The sequence below is a fragment of the Allorhodopirellula heiligendammensis genome (assembly GCF_007860105.1).
Classification (GTDB): Bacteria; Planctomycetota; Planctomycetia; order Pirellulales; family Pirellulaceae; genus Rhodopirellula; species Rhodopirellula heiligendammensis.
In genome coordinates this window covers 325984-351718 of record NZ_SJPU01000001.1, presented here as the reverse complement: position 1 = coordinate 351718, position 25735 = coordinate 325984, and the positions used below count along the sequence as shown (strand labels likewise).

Annotated in this window: 15 protein-coding genes; 10 read left to right on the top strand and 5 right to left on the bottom strand. The window is 57.3% G+C overall.

Going from position 1 to position 25735, the window contains the following annotated elements; all coding sequences use genetic code 11:
* Positions 1 to 294 precede the first annotated feature (294 nt).
* Positions 295 to 867 (bottom strand): hypothetical protein, encoded by a 573-nt coding sequence (locus Poly21_RS01310; protein ID WP_146405208.1) that lies wholly within the window; start codon positions 865 to 867, stop codon positions 295 to 297.
* Between the two features lie 260 nt (positions 868 to 1127).
* Between Poly21_RS01310 and thrC the strand changes: the two genes are divergently transcribed.
* The 4 genes from thrC (at position 1128) to Poly21_RS01290 (ending at position 5688) form a co-directional block, all read left to right on the top strand.
* Positions 1128 to 2555, top strand: coding sequence for a threonine synthase (thrC, locus tag Poly21_RS01305; protein ID WP_146405206.1), 1428 nt, complete (start codon positions 1128 to 1130; stop codon positions 2553 to 2555).
* A 537-nt stretch (positions 2556 to 3092) separates the two neighbouring features.
* Positions 3093 to 3941: an HAD-IIA family hydrolase gene (locus Poly21_RS01300; protein WP_146405204.1), complete on the top strand. Its 849-nt coding sequence runs from the start codon at positions 3093 to 3095 to the stop codon at positions 3939 to 3941.
* A gap of 64 nt (positions 3942 to 4005) precedes the next feature.
* Entirely contained in the window at positions 4006 to 5097 is a 1092-nt protein-coding gene (locus Poly21_RS01295; protein WP_146405202.1) for a DUF1559 domain-containing protein, read from the top strand.
* Positions 5098 to 5202: 105 nt separating this feature from the next.
* Positions 5203 to 5688 (top strand): carboxypeptidase-like regulatory domain-containing protein, encoded by a 486-nt coding sequence (locus Poly21_RS01290; protein WP_146405200.1) that lies wholly within the window; start codon positions 5203 to 5205, stop codon positions 5686 to 5688.
* Positions 5689 to 6240: 552 nt separating this feature from the next.
* Here the strand turns inward: Poly21_RS01290 and Poly21_RS01285 are convergent.
* Complete coding sequence (locus Poly21_RS01285) at positions 6241 to 7023, bottom strand: endonuclease/exonuclease/phosphatase family protein (protein ID WP_146405198.1); 783 nt, start codon at positions 7021 to 7023, stop codon at positions 6241 to 6243.
* A 280-nt stretch (positions 7024 to 7303) separates the two neighbouring features.
* Here Poly21_RS01285 and Poly21_RS01280 point away from each other — a divergent pair, with 280 nt between their 5' ends.
* The 6 genes from Poly21_RS01280 to metF all read left to right on the top strand — a co-directional run bounded on the left by Poly21_RS01280 (position 7304) and on the right by metF (position 21480).
* A complete protein-coding gene (locus Poly21_RS01280; RefSeq protein ID WP_146405196.1) occupies positions 7304 to 8329 on the top strand; it encodes a DUF58 domain-containing protein in 1026 nt (341 codons plus the stop codon).
* Positions 8326 to 10779 (top strand): BatA domain-containing protein, encoded by a 2454-nt coding sequence (locus Poly21_RS01275; RefSeq protein ID WP_146405195.1) that lies wholly within the window; start codon positions 8326 to 8328, stop codon positions 10777 to 10779. The genes Poly21_RS01280 and Poly21_RS01275 overlap by 4 nt, the downstream gene beginning before the upstream one ends.
* Positions 10776 to 13244 (top strand): VWA domain-containing protein, encoded by a 2469-nt coding sequence (locus tag Poly21_RS01270; protein WP_146405193.1) that lies wholly within the window; start codon positions 10776 to 10778, stop codon positions 13242 to 13244. Before Poly21_RS01275 ends, Poly21_RS01270 begins: the two co-directional genes overlap by 4 nt.
* A complete protein-coding gene (locus tag Poly21_RS01265) occupies positions 13241 to 19216 on the top strand; it encodes a hypothetical protein (RefSeq protein ID WP_302117143.1) in 5976 nt (1991 codons plus the stop codon). The genes Poly21_RS01270 and Poly21_RS01265 overlap by 4 nt, the downstream gene beginning before the upstream one ends.
* Positions 19213 to 20322, top strand: coding sequence for a prenyltransferase/squalene oxidase repeat-containing protein (locus Poly21_RS01260; protein WP_302117141.1), 1110 nt, complete (start codon positions 19213 to 19215; stop codon positions 20320 to 20322). The genes Poly21_RS01265 and Poly21_RS01260 overlap by 4 nt, the downstream gene beginning before the upstream one ends.
* 285 nt (positions 20323 to 20607) lie before the next feature.
* Positions 20608 to 21480 carry a methylenetetrahydrofolate reductase [NAD(P)H] gene (gene metF / locus Poly21_RS01255; RefSeq protein ID WP_146405189.1) on the top strand — a complete coding sequence of 291 codons (873 nt, stop codon included), beginning with the start codon at positions 20608 to 20610 and terminating at the stop codon, positions 21478 to 21480.
* Positions 21481 to 21663: 183 nt separating this feature from the next.
* On the opposite strand, the gene Poly21_RS01250 is transcribed toward metF, so the two are convergent.
* The 3 genes from Poly21_RS01250 to Poly21_RS01240 all read right to left on the bottom strand — a co-directional run bounded on the left by Poly21_RS01250 (position 21664) and on the right by Poly21_RS01240 (position 25674).
* The gene (locus Poly21_RS01250) at positions 21664 to 22998 is read right to left on the bottom strand and encodes an MBL fold metallo-hydrolase RNA specificity domain-containing protein (RefSeq protein WP_146405187.1); all 1335 of its coding nucleotides are present in this window, start codon (positions 22996 to 22998) and stop codon (positions 21664 to 21666) included.
* 141 nt (positions 22999 to 23139) lie between these two features.
* Entirely contained in the window at positions 23140 to 23652 is a 513-nt protein-coding gene (locus tag Poly21_RS01245; protein ID WP_146405184.1) for a CinA family protein, read from the bottom strand.
* 30 nt (positions 23653 to 23682) lie between these two features.
* Entirely contained in the window at positions 23683 to 25674 is a 1992-nt protein-coding gene (locus Poly21_RS01240) for an alpha-amylase family glycosyl hydrolase (protein ID WP_146405182.1), read from the bottom strand.
* Positions 25675 to 25735 lie beyond the last annotated feature (61 nt).

Below are 25735 nucleotides of genomic sequence, written 5' to 3'. Positions count from 1 at the left end.
AATGGTAGCTATCGAGGGAAACACCCGTGCCGATCGCGGCAGACCACGCTGGTGTGACGGGCGAACCTCGGAATATAGACGGGGAGCGGTAAGATCAGCACGCAGCGTTTCCCCGTCCGTCCGTGCAGCCTCGCGCGGCAGGATGGGGCTCCAACGCCCGATCGTTGACCTGTTTCGATGCTGGTTGCAGAATTCAATCTTGGCGGGCGGCCGCGAATAATTGAGCGCGCGCAGTCGTCGCCAAGTGACCAGGTACGGCCAGTGAAGAACCAGCAGAGGAGTCAATCGGCCTGACTAGGGCACCGGCGGATCGAGACTGGTCGAGACCGATGGCGACCGGTCATTGATAATCGGTAACTGATACAAGAAGGGGGGATCTGGTCGGGTTAGCATCGGGGGGCGTGCGTTGATGATCACGCACGACAGCAGTGACCAAACCAGCTCAATGCCTCGGCACTTGGCTGCACTCTCAAGAATCACGAGGCGATGAACTTGCGGGGTCTCAGCAGGAGATTTACTCGCTGGACTCGGCGTGGCAGTCGTGCAGTGACTGCAGCAACTACTCCGACGAGATGATGGCGTTCCGGCAAGTCGCGCCGACTGAGTCACTCTCGCGACGAGAAACGCGGGCGGTGTGACATCGTTTTCGCTGGCCCACTGCAGTTTATCGGCATCGGAGTGGCAACAGCAGCGATCCCAGCAGAAATCGGCATCCACACAGCCACAGGGGCAATTCTCGCAGGGGAATCGCCCCTCCTTGGCGGGTACCTTGCGGGTGAGCGGAACTCCGGTCAATCCAAGCAGCAACACCAGTAGCAAGACGCTACAGATCAGGCGTCGCCAAACCGAGCTGGCGAATTGGCTCAATGGATTGAAACCGAACAATCGAGAACCCAAACAATGACGAACACTCGCAACAGGTCCGCTCCTCACCCTACCTACACTACTCCAAGTCTCGGGGCCCATAAAGGGGCACAGTGTCGCCGTGCCGCCGTGTCGCAGGATAGCGAGGTTGAGACTTGAGTCCACTCTCTCGCAGGGTGCTAACGTCCTCGCCTCCATCCGCCCGGACGGGTATGATGGCGACGAACCCAGCTACCCTTCATCCCCTCTGTGACCGCTGACGAATGCTCTCGACTGCCGCCAAGCATAACGCTGCTCAAACTGACATTGCCTTTCAGCGCTGCATCAATCCGAGCTGCGCCGCCACCTACGAGACGATGAGCATTCGCACGTCGTGCGACCGCTGCGGCGATTTGCTGGATATCGCTTACGATTGGGACCGCGCAGGCGTGCCCACTCGTTTAAGCGACTTTGAAGCGATGTGGAGTCAACGCAACGTTCCCATGCGTTTTTCAGGGGTGTGGCGGTTTCATGAATTGCTGCCCTTCGCCCCCCACGACAAGATCGTGACAGTTGGGGAGGGACAAACACTCCTGCAGCAGGCTGATGAAGTGGCAAAATACGTCGGCGTGAACCCGGGCCAATTGCATCTGCAGTACGAAGGCATGAACCCCTCGGGCAGTTTTAAGGACAATGGGATGTGCGCTGCCGTTACGCACGCAGGGATGATGGAAGCGAAGCGTGCAGCCTGCGCGAGCACTGGAAACACGAGCGCATCGTTGGCACTCTACTGCAGCGCCACCCGTGCCATGAAGGCAGTCATCTTCATCGGCAGTGGTAAAATCAGCTACGGTAAACTCAGCCAAGCGTTGGACTACGGCGCCTTGACAATCCAGATCGCTGGCGACTTTGACGATGCCATGATCCGCGTCAAAGAAATCGCCAAGGAGCTCGGTATCTACTTGGTCAACAGCGTCAATCCATTTCGTTTGGAAGGCCAAAAAACCATCATGTTCCGGGTGCTCGAGGCCCTCCGCTGGGAAGTTCCTGACTGGATTGTTGTGCCGGGCGGAAACCTGGGCAACAGCAGCGCATTTGGAAAGGCGTTCAGTGAGCTGTATCAGCACGGACTGATCGATCGCATCCCACGACTGGCTGTGATCAACGCCCGCGGTGCCAACACGCTGTATGAACTCGTGCAGAACCACGGTGTTCGCTGGAACGGCGGCGATGTGAGCATGACATCGATTACGCAGTACAACGATGCCATGGACCGCGATGGCAAGCGGGCTGATACGATCGCGAGCGCTATCGAGATCAATCGACCCGTGAACCTAAATAAATGTTTGCGAGCTCTCGAAGTCATGGACGGGGTCGTTCGCGAAGTCGACGACCAGCAGATACTCGACGCAAAAGCCCAGGTTGGTGCCGGGGGGTTCGGCTGTGAGCCGGCGTCTGCGGCTAGCGTCGCGGGCACGAAGCTGCTTCGCAGTGAAGGTGTCATCGCGCCGAGCGACCGGGTGGTTTGCATCTTGACGGGCCATGAGCTCAAAGATCCGACCGCGACGGTCGCGTATCATACTTCTGACAAAGAGCTCTTTGACAAAACTTTGGGTAGCCGTGGTGTTACCGAAGCCGGATTTGCGAACCGCGCCGTACCGGTCGCTAACGACCTCCACGCCATCATTGAAGCGATTCAGCAGCACGGCTGAGTCACCTAATCCATCTTCAAGCATTCTTCACAATCCGCAAACGCGAATCCCACGCGCAGTCGCTCTAATCTTTTCCGCATCGCAGGAAATGAAAATTAGCAACTCACTCAAAGGGATGAGCGGATGTGGACTCGACTGAACGGACGAATCAACACAACTCGTGGCGATCACGAATGTCCCGAGCGGCACGATGACATTGCGTCATTGATGCTGTTTCTGTTGGGCGTGTATGACCCATTTTCTCCAGTGCACGATGTTGATGCGCATGAGGAGCCCCCGCTGGTTGAGCCAGTTCGGGGGGATCGATCCCGGTGCGCAAAACCCATGCAGCGTTGCCGCGCTTCTCAGCGAGCCGCTGCGCAAATTGATAGCGTGACCCCCGCCAGATTTGGCGACTGAACACTGGGTTGCTGTAACGGCATCGCGTGTCCCCTTCTTAGAATCGGCATGGGACGTGCATTCTGCTCAATGCCATCAGACTTTTTCGCGCGTCCAATAAGACAGACGGCGATCGTCACCCACACTTGAGCAATATTAATGAGAACCGGATTTCTGATCGACATGGACGGTGTGATCTACCGTGGCAGCCAATTGATCCCAGGAGCAGATCACTTCATCGACGTCTTACTCCGCAACGACATCCCGTTTCTGTTCTTGACAAACAACAGCCAACGCACCCGTCGGGATGTTCAGACAAAACTGCAACGGATGGGCATACATGTCGAGGAGTCGCACGTATTCACCTGCGCCATCGCCACCGCTCGCTACCTCGCCAAACTGAAGCCCAACGGCACAGCTTACATCATTGGTGAGGGCGGCCTGCTACAGGCAATGCATCAGAACGGTTTCTCGATCGTCGATCATGCGCCCGATTTCGTCGTGGTCGGAGAAGGGCGGACAGTCACTCTGGACGCACTCGAATCGGCCGTCAATATGATTCTGGGTGGAGCCAAACTGATCGCGACCAATATGGACCCAAGTTGCCCTACTCAATCGGGAACCCGTCCGGGCTGCGGGGCAACGGTCGCCTATCTCGAAGCCGTCACCGGCCGCAAAGCGTTTAGCGTTGGGAAACCGAGTCCAATCATGATGCGAGCGGCGAGAAAGGAATTGAATCTGGCTACGTCGCAAACCGTCATGATCGGCGACACCATGGACACCGATATCCTCGGCGGGGTGCAAATGGGATATCGCACGGTGCTGACCCTGACGGGCGGGACCCGCCGCGAAGATCTCGAGCAGTTTGCCTATGGTCCCGATGTGATTGTCGAATCGGTTGCCGAACTTTGCGATATCAATAGTTTTGTGCAGAGTAGCCTTCCCGTTGGCAACCGTGACGACGACACAATTCACAATTTTAGGGAATGGGCGTTAGCTAACGCTTAGTTCTCACCTCGTTTTACCTCGTTTCACTTCACTTCAAGTCGTTTACATCCTGTAAGAGTTATCAATGAAGAACTTTCGATCCGGTTTCACTTTAGTTGAGTTGTTGGTCGTTATTGCCATTATCGGTGTGTTGGTGGGATTGCTGCTGCCCGCGGTCCAGGCAGCGCGAGAGGCTGCACGCCGGATGCAGTGCTCCAACAATATGAAGCAGCTCGGACTGGCAATCCACAACTACCACAGCGCCTATGATCAATTGCCCGTAGGGGCCACTCATTTTCAAGGCTACAGTGGTCCTTACCCGGACTACCCGCATGTCAGCGCTGCAATCTTCCTGCTGCCTTTCCTCGAAATGGGCAATCTCTATCAAGGGATTGAACGGGATGCGAAGAATGCCGCGCCAGGATCGTCGATCTGGAGTTCACCGACCCTTCAAAATGCCGGCCCCCAGGGTGCATTCCTCTGTCCTTCGGCGCCCAACGCTACCAACAGCGAGTACAGCACCGTTTCAAAATGTCTCTATGTATTCTCGACTGGGGATGCAATGTGGCACAACAACCGCACCGACGCTCAGGAAGGTGGTTCGACTTCAAAAATTGACTCACGCAGCATGTTTGTCAATGCATTGGAGGCCTCGATGCGTAGTAGTCGGCGAGCCTTCCGGGATTGTACCGACGGTCTGAGCAATACGATTGCGATGAGCGAGGTTACCGGGGCCCCCCGCGAACAAGCACTTGTGAAGGGTGATGTTGGTCGTGCGAGTGCGCTCTATAACGGTTCAACCGCGATCCCGGCAGCATGTCTCACTGTTGCACTTACCGAAGACCGCATCCAGTACCAGACTGGAATTGATTGTTGGCGCGGGCTGATTCTTGGCGATGGACGAGCCGTTAATAATCGGTTTACAACGACACTCTCACCCAACTCGCCGTCGTGTGCCTACTCTGACAGCAATTATGCCTGGGGAACTTTTGCCCCCACGAGCTACCATCAGGGCGGTGTTCAAGCTCTCATGCTCGACGGGTCTGTGCAGTTCATTACTGATTCAATTGACGCGGGGAACGCGAATGCCGCTCAAGTAAGATCGGGTACAAGCCCATATGGTATTTGGGGCGCGATGGGCTCGCCGCAAGGCAGCGAGACGACGTCTTCTTTGTAGACCTGCGGCCAGTCGCTCGGCTTGGTCGCGTTGGTTGGACCAACGCGATCAAGCCTCTCATCTTAAAACTCAAACTCTCAATACATCCTCCTAACATCCATGAACATGTCCGTCTCGTTTCGTTTATTCTCTTACCTCACCCTGCTCCTATGCATAACGTCTGGCTGTTCGACAGACGACCGTCCTGAAGGGTTGCCCGACCTGCAGCCCTTGGTCGTCAAAGTGTTGCAGTCCGGAAGCCCGTTGGCCGGCGCCAGTGTCCGCTTGATACCGAACGACGCCACGAATCCTTGGGCCCTAGGTGGTACCACTGACGACAACGGTGAGGCTGCCATTCAAACCAATGGGAAATACAGCGGAGCACCGCTGGGCGAGTACAGGGTTACCGTCAGCAAGTTGCAATCCGATACTCCGGCCACCGCCAGCGACGATCCATCCGGTGCTGTCGAAGGGAAAACGTTTCAATTGGTCGACCTGGCCTATCAGTCTCAGCAAAAGACTCCAAGTACCATCTCTGTCACCGCCGAAGACGATTCGGTCAAAATTGTTGATGTTGGTGCAGCGGTGAAAAAGCAGTTGCCCAAGTTATAATGACCGGCCGTGGAAGGGAGTGTATCCGAACGGTTTAACGAGTCGTCGCCGTCTTCCGGTTGTCAGTGTCAACGACGAGCGGCGGGGCGGTAGAACGAAAGAGGATGAACTCCATATCACGCACCGAACAAGTTTGAGGTCGAAACGGCAGCCCTGGGCTGCCGTTTTCGTTGAGGGGCTCGATTCATGGGCCACCTGATGAGTGTCTCGGCGGGCATTTCTACATTCGTATCATGCGCTCACGGAAGGATCTGAGTGCCCGTGTCTGCCATCGCCCCCGCGGTCCGCACTCGGAACGCATGCTCGTTGCATCCGCACCCATTGACCGCTCTGCCAAGAATGCCAGCTAGGCGCGAGGACCTGCTGGTCACGAGGACCTGCTGGTCGCGAGGTCCTGCTGGTCGCGAGGTCCTGCTGGTCGCGAGGCCTTGTTGTACAAGAGGCCCTGCTGGGCAAGAGATCCTGTCACCGGTACTGGATTTCCCAGGACAATGGAGTCGGTAGTCCAAGCAACGCGTTTCGGGGGAGCATGCCGTCGTTTGCTCGCTGCCTTCATTCGCTGCGGAGTTCGAGTACGCTGAAAATGGCTCGGTGGTCGGACGCGACGGCTTCGTCGAGCACCTGGGTTTCCACCACCTGCCAACGTTCTGCAGGATGAAACAAAATGAAATCAATTTGCCGGGTTGGTTGCCCCACTGGAATCGTCGGCATTGGTTTCTCGTTCGTTCGTTTCCAAACTTGATCGAAGCGAGAGATTGTGGCGCTGCCAATGACGTCATTCATGTCTCCCATCAAGACCGCCGGGGATGAATCCGACTTGACCAAACCATTGATAAACTTGGCAGATTGCACGCGGGCGACATCACTACGCCGATGGTCTAGATGAGTCGCCAAGAGGCGCAGCGATGAGTCGAGTTTGGGTGCCGAGATCGTCGCCATCATCACACCTCGCGGCTCACCCTCGTCTACGTTCGGCAGGGGATGATTGCTGAATTTTGTGATGGGGAATCTCGAAAGAATCGCGTTGCCGTAGTGACCGCCTTGCAGTTCGATGTTGCCGCCAAACACCACATGCATGTCAGTCAATCTTGCTAGCTCGGCAGGTTGGTCGACGTCACCGGATCGATTCACTTTCTGATCGACCTCCTGGAGAGCCACTAAGTCAGGCTCGACAGAGCGAATTACGCTGGCAATCCTTGGTAGGTCGAGCGAACCATCGACACCTTCACCATGATGAATGTTGTAGCTGAGTACACGCAGGGAGATCGGTTCAGCGGCGTAAGTACTTGCTGTGGCGAATAGGACGGAGAGGGTGAGCAAAGCAATTTTCATCATCGAACTCAAATGGAGAGGGGCACAAGTGGAGAGGGGCACAAGAAACCACCGATCGATGTTAGGGGGAAAGACGCCGCAAGGCTGGTTCGATCGACTACTTACTGTAAACGCTCTATCCTGCATTGGCAGGGGGACGCATTGGCAGGGGGACAGTCGGAAACCGTCGCATTTCAACGAGCGGGGGGCGGTCGCCACATACGCGAACGCGTGACTGCGGTGATCGGGTGGGCTAGACTAGGCGGTTGCCAGCTTTTGCTCTCCCGTCTCGGATCCTACCTCCATGCGACTTGCTGATTTGTTTCGCGCCCGCGATGTCTCACGCATCGAATCATTGCGTTTGGTTGCCCGCCAAGCGGTTGAGGGGCTAGCGGTGGGACGGCATCGATCTCCGCATAAAGGCTCTAGCGTGGAGTTCAAAGAGCATCGGCCCTACGTGCCGGGCGACGAACTGAAAAATATCGATTGGAAAGCCTTCGGTAAAAGTGACCGATTGTATATTCGTGAGTTTGAGGAGGAAACGAATCTACGTTGCATGCTATTGGTCGATCAGAGCGGTAGCATGGCCTACGGGGGCGAGCGTGCACGATCAGTCAGTCACAACGCGCAGGAAAACGCGTCGAGTACCACGTCCCCGCCACCGCCCTCGTGGTGGGATGGTACGAAGCAAGAGTATGCGACAGGTCTAGCCGCGGCGTTTGCGTACTTGATGCTTTCCAATCAAGATTCTGTTGGGGTGATGACCTTTGACGCCAAAGTCCGCGACTATGTACCGCCGCGCATGTTGCCCTCACACCTGAACGTGATTTTGAACTCACTGGCACAGTCACAGCGGGGCGGTGAGACGGATTTAGGCACGGTGTTGCGGCAAGCATCGGTCAAGTTGCCGCGGCGGGGGTTGGTCGTTTTAATTTCCGACGGCTTTGGTGACGTCGAATCGCTCGGCCGGTCGCTGACGCTGCTCAGGGGTGGGCGGCAGGACGTCGTGTTCCTGCAGGTAGTCGATCCCGACGAGTTAGATTTTCCCTTTGACGAACGGATTGACTTTCGTGATCTTGAACGGGACGAGCGACATGAGGTGATTGATGCTCGCCAAATTCGCACACGATATCTGGAGTCGTTGCATCGCCACAATGACATGATCGCTGCTGCCTGTCGCCGCAATCATGTCGACCACCTGTTGATCAGCACGGACCTGCCGCTGGTGGATTGTCTGTCACGGTTCATCACACTTCGTATGGCAGGCCCGGTCTCCGGAGCGGCAGGCGATGTGATTCATCGCCGCACGGTTCTGGAGGACATGCCATGAGCTTTATCAATGCAGCGATGGCATTAGGCGCGGCGGCGTTTGTCGTGCCGCTGGCCATACATTTATTGTTTCGCAGTCGCTTCCGCACGCTCGATTGGGGGGCGATGTTTCTGTTGCAAGACGTTGTCAATGCCAATCGTCGAAGGATGCAGTGGCACCAATGGATCCTGTTGGCACTGCGTTGTGCTATTCCGATTTTGTTGGCACTCGCGATGGCACGGCCGCTGCTCTCATCGATCGGCGGCCGTTCGCTGGCGGGGCAGGCGCCGGTGTCATTGATCTTGATGATTGACGATAGCCGGTCCATGTCGGCCACAAGCCGCTCGGTGCGGGCCGTGGAGTCTGCAAACGCGTTACTTGATTCGATGTCCCGGCGCGACGAAGTCATCCTCATGTCGAGCAGCCAATTGGTGTCAGCACCCAGGCGTGGATCGCCCCGCGACGCTCGCGAGATGATTCGCGACCTCCGCTTTGATGGCCCACCGATGAGTCTATCTGTAGCATTGCAGGCCGCCGTCGACGCGTGTCGCGATGCGGCGCACCCCTACCGTCGCATCGTGCTAGTGTCCGATTTTCAGGAGAACACGTTCGCAGGATCCAGCGTCGATAATCACTCGCTGGTGTTGGAGGTAATCGATCATCTCGACGAGCGATTGGCCGGGTTTGAGCCACGGCCGCAAGTTGATTTTTTAGATGTCACCGAAACAGATGCGGATTCCAGTACGCTCGCAAATGTGCTCGTCGAGTCGGTATCCACTGACGCCGCCGCAATTCTTGTTGGTCAATCGGTATTGCTGACAGCATCGATCCGCAATGACTCGGAATTGCCTGTCACTCATCTGCGGGCGGGTTGGATGGTGGACGGGCGTGTGCTCCACACCCAGACGGTTTCGATCGAGCCTCACGGCACGACAAAGTTAAATTGGCAAACCACGTTCGAGAAGCCAGGAGGGGCGAGTGTGGGATTGTCGATTGAGCACGCCGACGCAATTGCCGCCGACAATCGGCGTGAGTGGGCGATCGAGGTGTCGAGCCCCGTCCGTGTTTGGTTGGTCGATGGTCAACCATCGCGGCAGCCACTGCACAGTGAAACAGATTTTCTCAAGGTCGCACTCAGTCCCTTCGCGTTTCAATCTGCTGTTCGCCGTGCAGGCTCGAGCTTTCGGGAGCCAAGCTCGAGCACTCGGGGGCCAGGCTCGAGCACTCGGGGGCCACGTCATCTCGCGATCGCCCAACAGGATCTCGTTTCAACCCAGGTGATGTCAGAGAGGACCTTGGTGAAGACTCTTGAGCCCATGATTGCAGCGGAGTCACCGATCGCTGACGAGACGGGAGAAGGATTCCCGGATCTGATCGTGCTGGCCAACGTTAAACGCCCACCTTCCCTACCCAATGGAACGGATCTGCTCGATCACTATCTCGCAGCTGGCGGACGGGTGCTGTTTTTCGATGGAGATCAGGTTGACTCCTCGGCGTGGTCAGAGTGCCCGTGGTTACCTGCCTCACCGCAGCAAGTCACAAGTGCCGGGGAGAGGCTTTATCGAATCGAACCACCGGGAGCGAAGCTGGCGGTTTGGCGATCGCTCGGCGATGCCGAGGATTCTCTATTCGATTCGGTGGACGTCAAACGACTGCGCACGATTACGCCGCACGACAAATCAGTGTCGATTTGGCTTCACACCGATGTGGGGGCGCCCCTGGTCGTTGCGAAAACCATTGCGCCTGGAACGGACTGGGATGAGGCTGGACCGGATCGAGTATCAACCAGCGGGCGGGTGGTGCAGTTTGCCATCCCTTGCGACACGGCGTGGTCCAACTTGCCACTGCGACCGGTATTCCTCCCGATGATGCAGGAACTCGTGATGGAGATGGTCGGCTCGGATTGTCCAGGCGACGTGCTGCCTGGCACCGCGATGGTGATTGTTCCCGTTGGCCGTTTCGATGAGTCGGATGCGAGAGTGTGGGAAGTTTCCATGCCCGGGAAAAGTACTCAAACGCTATCGGTCGCTGCTCGAGCTCCACTCGTATTCACAGACACGCAGCAAGTCGGTGCCTATCGATTTGAGCATGTCCGCGTCGGCGATATGGAGAACTCCAGTAACGACTCCGGTAAGGACACCGTGGAGGCGTCTGTTCCGATCCATCGAGCAGCAGATCCGTTGGTCATGCCGCAGGTTCGAGTAGTTGAGGTTCCGGCGGAGGAGTCGACACTGCGCAGCGTTGCACCGGAGTTGCTTACGGAGTGCACTGAGCGGATGGGGGCGAATCTTTTCAGTGATGCAGATTCTCTTGTTGCCGCCACGACGCGGGATCGGTTTGGCGTCGAGGTTTGGCGACCGCTGCTGTGGTTGCTGTTGGTGGTGATGATTGTTGAGGTGATGTGGCAGCAGTTCGGGGTGACTCGATCGGCCAATCGTTTTTCACGTTCTCACGCCCAGGCAACGACATGAGTGACGTGGTTGCGAACCTGCGATTCTCCTCTGAGCTGCCGACTTGGCTGATCTTACTGGGGGCATTGTCCGCAGGAATGATCGTGATGCTGCTCTACCTTCGCGAAACGGCGAAAATCGATCCACCTTGGTCTTGGTTGCTGCCGGCGATGCGCGGTACCGCTGTTGTGCTTGCCTGTTTTTTATTGGCGGGGCCTGTTTGGCATCACCGTCACGTGATCGGCAATCCAGCACGCGTGGTGTGGGCGGTCGATCGATCGCAAAGCATGAGCGAACAGGATTCTCAAACGCAGGTTTCGCCGGATCGGCTGCGGCGGGCAACCGATCTGTTGTTCGGCCAACCAGGACATGAAGGCTGGATCGAACAACTGCGAGACACTCACCTGATGGATGTTGTTGTGTTCGATGACTCCGCGAACTTGGCGTGGAGTTCGTCGTCGACCGATGAGATGCCAACCCTTCATTCGGGTGATCTGCGGGACCTGACACGACAAATGGACGACCACACGCGGGCGTTGCTGGAGAATGCCAATGGGGGCGGTACCGACTTGAGTTCGCCACTCCGTGCAATCGCAGAGGGTGTAGGCCGGGAAATTGCAAGTGATCGCCATGATGAGGAAGCATCGCGAGCGGTCGTGCTGTTCACCGATGGGCGCGACTCGGCTGGGCGAGCGGACGCGGGGGAAGTTGCCGCGCGCCTCGCTGATGTCGGCTGGACGGTTCACACCATCGGGATTGGAAGTGTGGACGAGCCCGCGGACATTGGCATCGTCGACGTTGATGTACCTCAGCGGGTCGCTGATGACGGACACGTCGCCGGACGAGTATGGGTCAAACACTTTGGGTACGAAGGCAAAAGTGTGCGGGTTGCGATTCAGAGCGGTCAGCAGACGGTTTGGTCGGACACCGTAGTCGTTTCTGGGGACGGGAGTTCGCCCGTTGATTTTAATTTTCCGGTGGAACCATTGATGCAGCAGGCGAACCAGGACGAACTCCGTGGCGTTGATCGCGATACGGTGGCGTTGGCATTGTCAGCTCAGGTGTCAATGGTAAGCGAACGGGATCAGGTTATTTCGAATCAGGAGAACCAGCCGTCTGCGATGATCAGTGCAGACGGAACCGCGTCCAACGATTCCATGGAGTTTCGCATTGCGGCGGCTAGCCGTGATCGGCGACTGTTGATTCTCGATGGCTCAGCACGATGGGAAACCCGCTACTTGAGAAACCTGTTTTCGAGAGATCCTGCCTGGGAGGTAGATACCGTCTTGTTTGGTCGCGGTACCGATATGCCGCAGGTCCGCCGCGGTGAAGACCCTGGGGAGCTGCCGGAATCCGTCCGAGCTTGGTCGCGATACGACGCAGTTATTCTCGGTGAGATCCCGCCGGATCAATGGACCGAACAGGATGCTGAGCAGCTATCGGAGTTTGTCGCTGGCGGTGGCGGGTTGATTGTCGTTGATGGTTCGTACCGCCGCCTCGCAGTTCTGGCCGAGCAATCCATCATGGCGGGCATGATCCCAGTTCAATTTGATTCCACCGCCGCACCGCTACGAAACATTCGTGCGATTGAGCCGACCGCTGCAGGACAATCACATCCCGTGATGTTGTTGGATGTGAGAAACGAGCAATTGCCAGGAAAAGTCAACGAAATTTGGTCTCACCTGCCGGCGCCGACGGTAGTCGATGTCGTCACGCCACTCGCCGATGCGGAGGTATGGGCCGCAGCGATCGATACGCAAGGCAAGCAGGTTCCATGGTTGGTCACTCGGATGTATGGAGCCGGACGCGTTTTTTATCTCGCATCGGACCAAACATGGCGATGGCGATACCGAGTTGAGAATCAACTGCAGGGGCGATTTTGGAACCAGTTGATGACCGCGGCGATGCAGCCGCCCTATGCCGTCCGCGATGCGTTCGTTGCAATTGGGACGGATAAAATTGACTACCGAGTGGGACAGGCCGCGACGATTCGGGTAAGACTGCTGAACGCCGACCGCCATGAAGGTGAGTCAGTGCCTGCGGCGACTGTCGATGCGGTGCTGCTTCGCGATGATCAGCCGATTGCAACGGTGCCGCTCAGTTTGGACGATGCAGGACGACGGACCTACCTCGGTGAAACCGCTCCCTTGCCGGCCGGCGAATATCGCGTGCGAGTGCGGGCCAGCGGTTACGATGCAGCGGCGCTCCAAGCATCGATGCCGTTTTGGGTGGTATCGCCACGTTCCACCGAACTTGATCGCGTGTCGGTTGACGAAGCTGCACTGCAGCGAATCGCTACGTCGGGGGGCGGTGTCGCGGTCCACGAATCGTCCGCGAACGAAGTTTTGAACTCGCTCGATGCGCTTTCCGGGGGGCGGATCGTCGAGTCTGATACGCTGCTGTGGCAGTCCTGGTGGATGTTCGCGATCATGGTGGCACTGCTGGCGGTGGAGTGGTGGTTTCGTAAGAAAGTGGGGTTGCTATGAGTTCGAGTAAGTCATCGCGATCGAGTGCGGGCAGCATGCTTTTGCCGTCGCCGTCAGCCGGTCTGGAGGACGTCAATGCGTCCCCTCTTCCACCGGTTGCCAGCGAATTGCTGCCGCCGACGCGCTCCGCGATTGAGCGGTTTGCCAGTCGCCGCGCCCGTCTGCAGCTTTGCCGAGGGATCGCCGTTGGCATCTTTTGCTTGATTGTGGGCATGCTGCTGCTTGTGGCGATCGATTATTTTTGGTCAATGTCGACATTGCTGCGCACCATCGGCACGCTGCTGGTTGATATGGCAGCGTTGATGACGGCGTGGTGGTGTGGTGTGCGTCAATCCCGGAGGCGGGATTGGACCGCGATCGCGCGAAGCATGGAAGCGGCGACGCCACCGCTGCGCGAGCGATTGCTCGCGGCGGTGGAGCTCGAAGATCCACGCAGCGCCAATGGGTCCATTGAATTTCGCTCGTCGTTGCAGTCCGGCGTTGCCGGCGAACTTTCATCGATCGATATTCGGCACATGTTGCCATGGCGACTGGTCCGAACGGCGCTCGTCACAGCGATCCTCGCTGGTTTGACTGTGGCGTTGTTGAGTCTAATCCCTTCACTTCAGCTACCCCGGCGACTAGCTCGCGCATTGGTGCCCCTCGCACCCATCGAACGAGCCTCGATCACTCAGTTGCGCATTATCGCGCCACAACCCCCATCCAAATCCGTTGCCCACGGCGACCTCATTGCCATCGTGGCGGCGGTAGAGAAGTTGGGAAGCGGTGACGTTCATCTGCAATGGCAAAGTGAGGATGGACGTGTAGGTGAATTAAGTATGTCGCCGCGAGGAGTGCTGTCCACTGCGGGTGCCACCAACGAGGCAACCGGCGATGTGAACGTCTCCCAATCAGAAGCCGCTGAGCCGTACGCGGTTAATCTCCAGGTCGACCGCAGCGCGGTGCACTACCGGGTACTCGCCGGTGATGCAGAGTCGCGATGGCACACATTGACACCCATGCCCCGGCCGCGCGTTGTTGAATTCGCAAAACGATATCGTTTCCCATCCTATGCCAAGCTGCCCGATGCCGAGTCGCGCGACGAGCACGGTGATGTCGAAGCGTTAGTCGGAACGACAGCTGAAGTCACTGTGACATTTGACCAGCCCGTTGTCTCGCCGCAGGTTTGGTTTGGTGACTATGGCAATGACGTCGCTGTGCCGATGCACAGCGTGGAGGGAGATCCCACACGGTTTCGTTTTGATGTAGCGATTCAAACACCCGGCAGCTACCGCGTGGACGCGATCAGTATGCAGAGCGAGCTCGATAACCCGTTTCTCCCACGCTGCTTGATTGATCCCGTCGTCGATCAATCACCAACATCGATGTGGTCAGGGACGGTACCGACACGCCAGCTGGCCTCGTCGGCTGCCATGTTGAGTTTCCCCGGACGGATTGAAGATGATTTGCCGATGGACCACTATGTGATTGAGTCCATTGTTGACGCGGGACCGATCCGCGAGCGGGTGGTGCAACTTGATCCCGTCGACACTCAGCAAGACATCCTGTGGGATGCCGACCTGATGGATCTCAGTGGCACCGGCACTCAGAGCGAGGCATTGCCCGCTGGCACGCTGTTGAGAGTGCGTTTGGTTGCTTTGGATCGGCAGGGAAAGCGAGGCGAGTCTGACTGGCGGTACATTTTTATCGCCGGTGAACAATTTGCTCCCAATCGCCACGCAGCCCTCTATGCTTGGCAAACTCTCGCCGGGGAGATGAGCACCTGGTTGATGGATTTGCAAGGTGTGCTCGAAAGCATCAAGAAGTCCACCGAGCAAGCGAAAGAGGATCTAGATGGCGACGGGTTCGTTCCCGACAGAGAGTTGAATGCGGCGCTCGGTGCATTGAGCGAGCGATGGCATGAAATTGCTGGCGACATGGATCCTGACGTGTTGAGGGAACTGGCGAAGGACCGCGACTCCGATGAGGTCGTGCTCGAGCCTCGCTCGCTTTCCGAAATGATGTTGAGGAGCACTGACTCCGTTTCGACGGATCAGCAATCTCTGCTTGATCGTTTCGCGATGACGGCCCTCATGAGACTGCACGGATCCCTCGCATCCTGGCAGCATGCTGCTGAACTGGGCGACGCTATGGATCGACAGGGCCGCAAACGCGTCGTCGACGAAGTCGCTGCGACGGTTCGGCAGATCCAAGGGCGAATCAAGCAAACTAGCGAGCTCCCCAAGCAGTTGCTCGCCAGCAAGTTGGCGAAAGCCCTTATAGATGACTTGGAGTCGATTCGTGCACAAACGGCGTTGTTGGTCGACGAAGGCACTGTAAGCGAAGAATCTGTCAACAGAGATTCTGCCATACCGATGGAACGACTGCCCGGTCAAGCGAATTTGTTGTCGGAACGGATCCGGCTGGTGGACGTATTGATTGGATCGCTGGAGGACGATCTGCCCGATGAAACACAGCGACACCTGCAGAATCTACGCAGCTTTCTAGGTGAGTCAATTTTTCGTATTGAACAGGCGAATGAAAAACTGCAGTTAGATCGCAATCCGGATGTCGAGAGAAACTTTCGAGACTCGCTTGCGCAGTTATTGCTTGATATGCAGCAACACCAAACTGGATCCGTTGTTCATGGCAACACGTTTAATAAAATTGCCGGTGCCGTTCGAGAACTCAGCCGCGCCGATCTGCAATCCCACGCGGCCATCGACACTCTCGGACGCGATGGCCGGGAATGGCAGGCATCGATCGAGCGATTGCACCGTGCACAAGAGCAGCAGGACAGCGTGAAGATCGCACCGAGCGTCGCCCATGAGCAGCTCCGACATGATGCGTTCACAGCCCAGCGAGACGGCTTGGTTAAACAGTATCAACGAGCCGAGGCCCGTGAGCGGATCAGGCCGGACATGCAAGTTTCCGTTGCGAGCGATTTTAAGCTGATCCGTCAGGTGATGGAGATCATCACGGAAGCGGGATTCGCTCCCATCGCCGATGAACGACCCAACGTCGTGTTCGATCGGGTCGCGAGGGCTGCTACCGTATTGGAAGCAGGTGGGCAGTTGACGCGGTTAGCGGCGCAGTTGCAAGACATCGCTGATCGGGAACGTTTTGGAGACGACTCAGCCGACCAAGCGATCGACCAGGGCATCCGCCTGGAACACTATCAGGTGTTTTCCGAAACGCCTCTGCAGCAGCTTCGCTCGGCCGAACTCGATCATCAGCTGATTGATGACTTACAAGCCACGCGTTGGGGATCGGAATTCAATCAGGCTCGCGATTGGATCACCAAACGACGTTATGATTCTCAGCCGACCGTTTCCGCGGCTGCTCCCGTGCAATCACTGGCAACGCGATATCGAGATGCAATGCCGGCCATTGACGCGGCCATGGTGGACGCACGGGCAACGTTGCGCGCGTTTGTGCCGACAACTAGTGAGCTTGCCGAGGCAGCAGCAGCGGAGGCAAAGAAGCAGCAGACAAACAGCCCCCCTCAGTCCAGTCAAGGCGAACCGTCTTCCGAGACTGAGGAGTCCGAGCGGTCAATCGATGAATTGCAGGAACGGGTCAATCGCCTGGCCGATGACTTAGTTGATCGTGCAAACGAAGCCAATCTGAATGATGTCGACGAGCGAGAGCTCGCTCGTGATGCCGATGCGGCTTTGCAGAAGATCCAACGGCAGATGAATGCGGTTGCCGCGGCAATGAAGCAGCCGGAGAATGCAGCTTCGCCTGCCCAAGCAACTCAGAATCTCGAAAAACTCGCCGAGACACTCCAGACGACAGCTGCCCATTTCGCGGCGGCCCAGACAGGCGAAGAACTGTCGCAAACCCGTCAGGAGCTGCGAGAGGACATGCAGCCCAGCTCACTCGAAGACTCACTTCAGGACGCGTCGGCGACCAGCGACCTGGCGCAGACCAGCCCAGAAGAATTGCTTAAGCAGCTTGAACGGCAACTCCAACGGGATCTGCCGATGCAGGCGAACCTGTCTGAGATTTCTCAGCGAACGGTGGCCGATGTCGGGAAGGCTGTCCGAGCGGCTGCCGAACAGGAAGATCGTCTTCAGCGAGAACTCGAAAAAGCAGATCCGCAACTCGACGGGCAGAAGCGACGGCTCCGGAATCAATTGAGGTCGCTCACTGATCAGTCCCGCGCTGTCAATGATCAATGGCTCGCGGCGGTCGAGCGGGCTAGTAGCCGGGTTGAGGACGAAGCCGCGCTCAAAACCGTGCGTGAGCTGCGGGAGGAACTTCGTTCGTCGGTAGACCAAGCCGATCGCGTGCAGCGCCAAGAATCTCTACTCGAAGAAATCCAGTCAGCATCACGGCAGCTGCAAGAAACTCTCCAACACGCGGCAGAGAAATTACATGAACTGGAGCAAGCAGCCATGCGAGATACGGCAGACGCAATCCATCCCAGCAAAAAGTCTCGAGATCAGCGTGCCTCGCAACTCGAGGCTGAACAACGCCGTACTCAAAACGACTGGATCAAATCTCTCGGACGCCAAGTTCCTTGGTGGCGTCAACGACGCGAGGAAGCCGGCCGGCGTGTCCAGCAGGCGGAGCAGCAGAAGCGAGATGCGGAGAAGCAACTCAGCCAAGCTGAAACACAACTCCGCGATCAGCCCGACCAACCAGGCTTGCAAGAGAAAGTGCGCGAGACTCGCCAACGAGTCGAGGAAGCATCGCGAGCGACCGCCGCGGCGGAGGCCACACAGGAGGCGGCTGGTCAAGCGGAACAGCGAGCGGTGGCGTTCAACGATCAGACCAAGAAACAGTCGATGAGCAAGCTTGAGATGAACAACCCCACCGCTGGATTACTCGCGCAAACCAGTGAGATTTCTCAGCGTGAAATGACACGACTTGCCGCGAGTTTAGACCAACTCATTCAAGAATCTGCTCCTGACGAGGTTTCCAAGCCACGTCGTTCCTCCGCCCAGTGGATGGCGAAATCCCAGGCGGAGACTCGCCAAGCTACCCGTCAGGCGGCAGATGACCTAAGCCGGGCGGCCCGCCACGAAGATCGTCTGGGGAATGCCGGTGCCGCCAATCAGCTCGAAGCTGCGGCCAACGAACTGCATAAAACCGCCGAGTCTTCCCTGCAGAAAGCCGAGCGAGGTTTGCAACAAGCTGCCGATAGCGACCCCACTGACTCTGGCGACGATTCCACTGCGTCTGCACATCAAAGTCTCGGTAGGGCTGCCGAGCAGTTGGCGGCTCAGGCCGATACCCTGTCAGCCATGGCCAAGTCTGCGACAGCCGCTGAATTGCCGACGGGAGCGTCTGAGACGATGCCGCCAGCGGCAAACAATCCCACGAGCACTGGGACCTTGGCCGAAGCCGATCGCCCGGAAAAGCTCGCTCGGGCTCTCGATGAACTCGATCGAGCCCTGTTTGGTTCTTCAGCAGACCGGACGACAGTGACAGACGCCTCCAATGCCAGCAAATCGACTGCTGGCGATCCCAGTGCTGGCGACTCCAGTGCTGGCAAATCGACGGGCGGCACTGGGCAGACCGCGGCGGGCGAGAATCCGCCCGCAGCGGGCCAGCCCGTCCAATCCCCTGCCACGGCGAGCGAGGCATCACCTAGCCTGGCAGCCGCTGCCCAGCAGGCCGCCCGCCGGTTAGCTGCCGAACGCCAACAACGACTCAATCAGATCGCGTCCGCTGGAGAACCTGGCTCCGACCAGGGGCAGCAGTCACAGAACCAAGCCGATAATCCAGGATCACAGTCAGGCGGCCTGTTCGAGATGCCGGCTGGCGGATTGCTCGACATGGATGGTGGACTTCGTACCGATGGGCAGTGGGGAGCGCTGCGTGAGAAGACCAGTGACGACATGATCCAAGATCGCAAAGCGAGTGTACCGTTGCCCTATCGAGGTGCGATCGAAGCTTATTTCCAAACCATTGCAGGCGAAGCGGCACGGGCACGCAGCGGCGCTCCCGAGTCGCTTGATCACGCCGGGGAGGAAACGAAATGACCAAGTCAATCACACGTCGGCAGTTACTATCGCAGTGGACCGCAGGAGGAGTAGCGGCAGCGGGGAGCCCATGGCTCGGGACGATTTCGCGGGCTGATGACTTGACCGATCTCTACGTCCCCGACTCGCTCGATCTCGCGGTGGACCGAGGCATTGATGCGCTGCTGCGACAACAGGCAAACGACGGATCGATCGCTGATCGTGCCAATGCTACCGCAATGACTTCGCTAGCGATCATGGCGTTGGCTTGCGTGGGTACTGTCGCGGGTGACGATTCACCACGTGGTCGTGCATTGAATCAAGCGATCGAATATGTATTGCAGCCTCGCAATCAAACGGACGGCTATTTTGGTCGTCAAGATGGGTCACGGATGTACGGTCACGGCATCACCACGTTGATGCTGACCGAGACGCTGGGAATGGGATCGTCGATCGACCAGAACGAACGCATCCACGATGCTCTCGACGCGGCGATTAAAGTTATTTTGAAATCGCAAGCAGTCAGCAAGCCCAAGAACATGCAGGGCGGTTGGCGATACACGCCCGATGCGCGAGACTCGGATCTCTCCGTTTCGGTCTGGCAGGTGATGGCCCTGCGTTCGGCCAAGAATGATGGGCTCGACGTCCCTGCGGCCGCGATCGATAACGCCGTTTCCTATCTGGAGAACTCATTCACATCATCTCTCGACGAGGCGGGCACCCCGCGCGAACGAGTCAATGGATTTGCCTACATGCCGGGGACGTTTTCGCCAACATTCACGATGACGGCGGCTGGCCTGCTCGCGATGCAAACCTGTGGTCGATACGACTCGCCCTTAGTCAGTGGGGCGGCCGCCTGGTTGCTTGAACATCCGCCTCGCACCAACGATCGCTTTTTCTTTTATGGGATGTACTACTACGCCCAGGGGATGCATCAGGTCGGTGGCGAGGCAGCGGAGACTGCGACGCGGCTGACGCAGGAATTGCTGCTACGGGTACAGACGCGGTCGGGTCACTGGGTGAGTGGCGATGGCGAAGAACGCAATTTTGGTATCGCCTACGCAACATCGCTGGCGATCCTCAGCCTCGGCGTTCGCTATCACTACCTACCCATCTACCAGCGATAATGGACGTTTGTCGATTCCCCGCGTTCCCAATTGGCATCGCGTAGGAACCGCTTATAATGGGGGGCTGCTCAAAATGAGGCGTTGACCCCAGCGGATTCATCAGATCGTCTCTGGTCGATCTCCTCCAACTTCGCCGGGGCAGGTAAAGTGGAGGGGGACGTTCGATAGTGACCCTCCGAAAAACCACTGTCGCTCAGCCCAATGAGCCGATAGGATTTCCAGCGGAACCGTTTGGCTCGGAGAGTCGAGCGACAATTACGTATCCCCCAATTACCGAAATACGACATGACTCTGGCCGACCAATACCGCTCCGATGGCTGTGCCATTTCATTCGAATTATTCCCTCCCAAGACCTCCGATGGCATCGATTCGCTGTGTGAAAACGTCGAGCGATTGATGCAGTTTCAACCACGTTTTTTCACCTGCACGTACGGTGCAGGGGGATCGAGCCAAGGAACCACGCTGGAAGTATTGCAGCGGGTCAAGCAGCTCACGAACCTGCCCGTGGCATCGCACTTGACGTGTGTCGGATCCAGTACGCAACAGCTCTGCGAGTATCTGCGCCAAGCGACGGAGATGGGTATCGATTACATCGTCGCGTTGCGAGGCGACCCGCCTAAAGGAACCACTGAGTTCTCGGTGACCGAGGGCGGTCTGCGGTACGCCAATGAACTGGTCGATTTAATCCGCCAGAACTTTCCAAACCTGGGGGTCGCGGTGGCGGGCTACCCGGAGGTGCATCAGGAAGCGATCGACGCCCAGACCGACCTAGGCAATTTGAAGCGTAAGGTTGATGCGGGCGCAGATATTGTTATCACACAGTTGTTTTACGAGAACTCCGACTTCTACCGCTTCCGCGACGACTGCTCCCGTGCTGGGATCAACGTGCCGATCGTGCCCGGCATTCTCCCTGTGACCAATTTTAAACAGGCCCAGAAGATTGCGGGAATGTGCAAGGCGGCGATTCCTAACCAGCTCGCTGAGGCGATGATGAAGAACGATTCGGCCGAGCATCAATTTCGTGTGGGCGTTGAACATGCCCGCCAACAAACCATTGACTTGATGGACAATGGAGTCCCAGGGATCCACTACTATGTGCTCAACCGTTCCGCTGCTGCCGCAGAATTACTCGACGGGTTGCAGATGGCGGGGACTTAGGGACTTAGCGGGACCACGAAGCCGGCTGTTTACCAGTGAGGCCCGGGTGCTTGGGTCAGGGGTGCTTGGGTATCGGGCCCGGGGTGCTAGTTGCTGGGTACATGGGCACCGGGTGGTGAAACCGGACATCGTCATCAGTTGCGTCCCGGTTCACCCGCGTCGCCTGATTGGCACAAACATCATTCAGACAACCGAGTAACCCCGTTTGGTCAGCTCAGCGGCCAATGTCCGTTTAGGGCCGTACTCCCCGTGAACCAAGCGAATCTCTCCGGGTGGTGTTTCCATGTCGTCGACGAATCGAATCAAGTCGGCTTGGTCCCCGTGGGCCGAATATCCGGATAATTGATGGACCTTGGCAGCGATATCAAATTTGCGGCCGTCCAACCGTACCCAGTCGCTGCCGCGAGAGATGTAGTGACCGGGAGTGCCGCCCGCTTGGTACCCGGCAAAGACGATGTCGGTGCGTCCATCGCCAATGAAACGTTTGAGGTAGTTCACGACGCGGCCTCCGGTGCACATTCCACTGCCCGCGATTACAACTGCCGGAAGGTCGCGCTCCTCAACCATATCCAGGACCTGTCTGTGTTCGGTATGGCTCCCGACGGTCGTGAGATTCTCAAAGACGAGCGGTTGATCATCGGTCTGCAGCACAACTTGGGCCTCCTCTCCCCAATGGTCTTGCATGTCTTTGTAGATCGCCGTGAACCGCGAGGCTAAAGGTGAATCAACGATCACATCAACTCGTTTCATCAGCGTGTGATGTTCGGTTTTCTGGACGCGTTCGAATATCCCATTGAGCTCGTATAGAAGAGCTTGCGTCCGGCCGAGTGAGAATGCGGGAATGATCGTCACTCCGCCATCTGCAAGCGTATGCCGAATGATCTGTTCCAGCTCCTCTTGGCGATCATTCTTAGCTGGGTGCAGCCGATCGCCGTAGGTGCTCTCGAGGACGAGCAGATCTGCTCGTTCAGGACTCTCAGGAGGATTCAGTAGAGGATTGGTGCCAGCACCGAGGTCGCCGCTGAAGACGACCCGCTTGCCGTCGGGAAGTTCCACTTCAAAGATGGCTGAACCCAAGACATGGCCTGCAGGCAGCAGACGCACCTTGGCACGACCGGGAAGATCATGCCACTGGTGATAGGGTATTGGCTTGAGCAGTCGACCAATCTGACGGGTGAACTTCTCGATCAAGCGTTTGGACCGCGTGAATCCGATTCGCAGCGCATCCTCCATGACCATCGGCAATAGCTTTGCCGTCGGCACGCTACAGAAAATTGGTTGGTCAAACCCAGCCGCCATCAGGTAGGGCAAGCGTCCAACGTGGTCGATGTGCACATGCGTCAGCAAGAGGCATTCGATACCTCGGAGCGGGAACTTAACCTCGGGATTGGGGTGTTTCTTGGCATCGCTACCTTGGAAGATTCCGCAGTCGACCAGCAGGCTCGATTTCTTGTCGTTCCAGAACAATTGATGACATGAACCGGTAACGCCATCGTGTGCACCATGGTGAACGAGCATGAGCAGCGGCCAGAGGAGGAGATAGGGAAAACAAGGCGACACGGAGCCTGTGGCGAGATTCTAACATGCTCAGCGCATCGACGCTGAGGTGAGCCGGTGAGGTGTCCGCGAGCACGGGCATCTGTCGTATAACGACCTATTTCACCCTGCCATCGATTCTTGGCTGAGGATCCAGCAGATGAAAATCTGCGCTGCTTCGCGTTGCCGGTCCAATCGCGATGCCGTGGACAGTACAAACTCACTGCGGGATAGAACGGGATTGCTTGCGGAGCTGGTTTGGCGGCGGGCGAGGGAGACAAAAATACGTCCGTCGATCGCTGCGGGTGCATGTGGACCGAGGTGTCCGGTGATCGCGGCGCCCCAATCCGCTTCGCGGGTGCGTTGAATGAGGCAGCGAGCCATCTCGTCGGTCGTCTGCTGACTTTCTGCTGTGAATACACGCAGGGTGTCAGGGGCGACGCCGAGCCAGTCCGATTTGACGGATTCGCGGTACGTGACCGCACTCCCGCAAAACACTTCACTGGCCCCGGCCACGCCTCCCAAGAGAGCTGCCGCCATTCCGCACGTGCAGCTCTCCGCCAACGCGATGCGCAAGGATGCCTTGCGTAAACGGTCGACAAGCTGAGCGGCTTCCGGAAAAAATGAGGATGTCATCGGATACGAATGCTCAGATCCACCAGCCGATCACACGCGATGCAGCCATAGGAATTGGTAGGGTTCTAAATGCACGTCTTCTGCCGTGGTGATGGTTTCCCCAGTATACAGGTCTTCGAAAAAACGTCCCATCCCAGCGGTGCGCAGCCGATTACTGTCAATCGTTTGCGGGTGCTCGCTGAAATTCGATACGACGATGACGCGATTGCCTGCACTGGCCCGAACGTAGGCGAGCAACTGCGGCGACTGAGTCGCCATCAGCTCCATGTCCAGCCCCGAGAAGGCCGGTGTTTGTTTGCGAATTTCAATGAGCTTCTGCAGAGACTTAAAGATCCGTCCCCGGATTGAACCGTCGTCGCCTAGTTCGTCGAGATAGTCCCACTGCATCTTGGGGCGGTGAACCCAACGCGTATCGCCAGCCTTCGCTGGATCTTTGACAAAGTCATAATCGTTCAGGGTGCCCCACTCTTCACCCAAATACATCAACGGTATACCCCCTGCACTGAGCATGGAGGCATTTAGCAGCAGGATGCGTCGAATGGCCAATTCCTTCAGATCAGCGCGGTCTTGCTCGATGGCCTGCTCCAAACCTGCGAGTGAGGCCAATGTACCGCTGATGCGCATGTCACCGGTGTCGACATTGTGTTGGAAGGGGACGCCGCGGGCGAACGAGCCTTCGAACTGACCTGTGTAAAATGCATTGAGGAAATGCCGATGGTGATAGGCATTGATCCCCACGGCAGCTGCGTCGTCATCGTCGAATGTCCAGCCAATGTCATCGTGACAGCGAAGGTAATTCACCCATGTGGTTTGCGCGGGCAGCTTGTGTCGACGTGCTAGCGAACGCTGCAGCAGTTTGGTGTCTCGGGTTGCTAACGATTCCCACAACAGTGCCATCAACGTGGGATTGTACGAAGTCTGACACTCCTCTTCACTGATATACCGCACGACTTCATCAGGGTGGACGATGGCTTCACTTTTGAAAATTAATCCGGGAGCAGCGATGCGGGCGCACGCATTGAAGGCCTGGATGATCTCGTGCGCCTCGGGCAAATTCTCGCACATCGTTCCCATCTGTTTCCAAATGAAGGCGACCGCATCGAGCCGGAGCAAGTCCACACCGGTATTGGCGATGAACAGCATCTCGGCGAGCATCGCTCGAAAGACTTCAGGGTTACGATAGTTGAGGTCCCACTGAAAGCTATTGAACGTTGTCCAAACCCAACGTTGCATGCCATCGTGCCAAGTAAAACTGCCTCGCCGCACGGTTGGGAAGATCTCTCTCAGCGTCCTTTCATATTGATCCGGCACGATGCGGTCATCGAACAGGAAGTAATAGTCTTCAAACTCCTCGTTGCCGGACTGAGCCTGCTGTGCCCAGTAATGATCGTCGGCGGTGTGATTGAAGACGAAGTCGAGCACCAGCAGGATGCCGGCTTCGCGTAACGACGCGGCGAGTTCTTTGAGGTCGTCGAGCGTTCCCACGCGAGGATCGACGCTGCGGTAGTTGCTAATCGCATAGCCACCATCATTGTTGCCAGGGCGGACGGCGAACAGCGGCATGAGGTGGAGGTAGGTCAGGCCAAGTTTTTGAAAATAAGGGATCTGGTCACGCAGTTTTCCGAGGTTTTCGCTAAATAAATCGACGTAGAGTGCCCCGCCAACAATTTTCTCAGACGTGTACCATCCGGGATTATTAATCCGTTGACGATCGGATTGGCGCAGGGACTCGTCACGCAACCGCCACCCGCGAACCATCGTCATCACGATCTGCTCGAGATGATAGAAGAAATCCCACTGCTCACCGTACAGCCCCACCAGCAGCCCAAATAAGCGTGGCCAGTGTCGTTGAAGACGGTCCATGACTTCGTCGATTTCATCCTGATCAACGTCTTCGGATTCCCAGAATGACTCAAGCGATGGCAAGAGTCGCTCCAACGCGATTCTCGCTCGCTTGTCATTGCGGCTTTCGGCAACGCCATGGCGGTCGCGGGATCGTGGATTCAGTTTCAGGGCAATCATATTTTCGCAAAAGCGGCGAGAAGTCTCGGGAAGGCAGGGTATCAACCGTGGCTCACGCCAC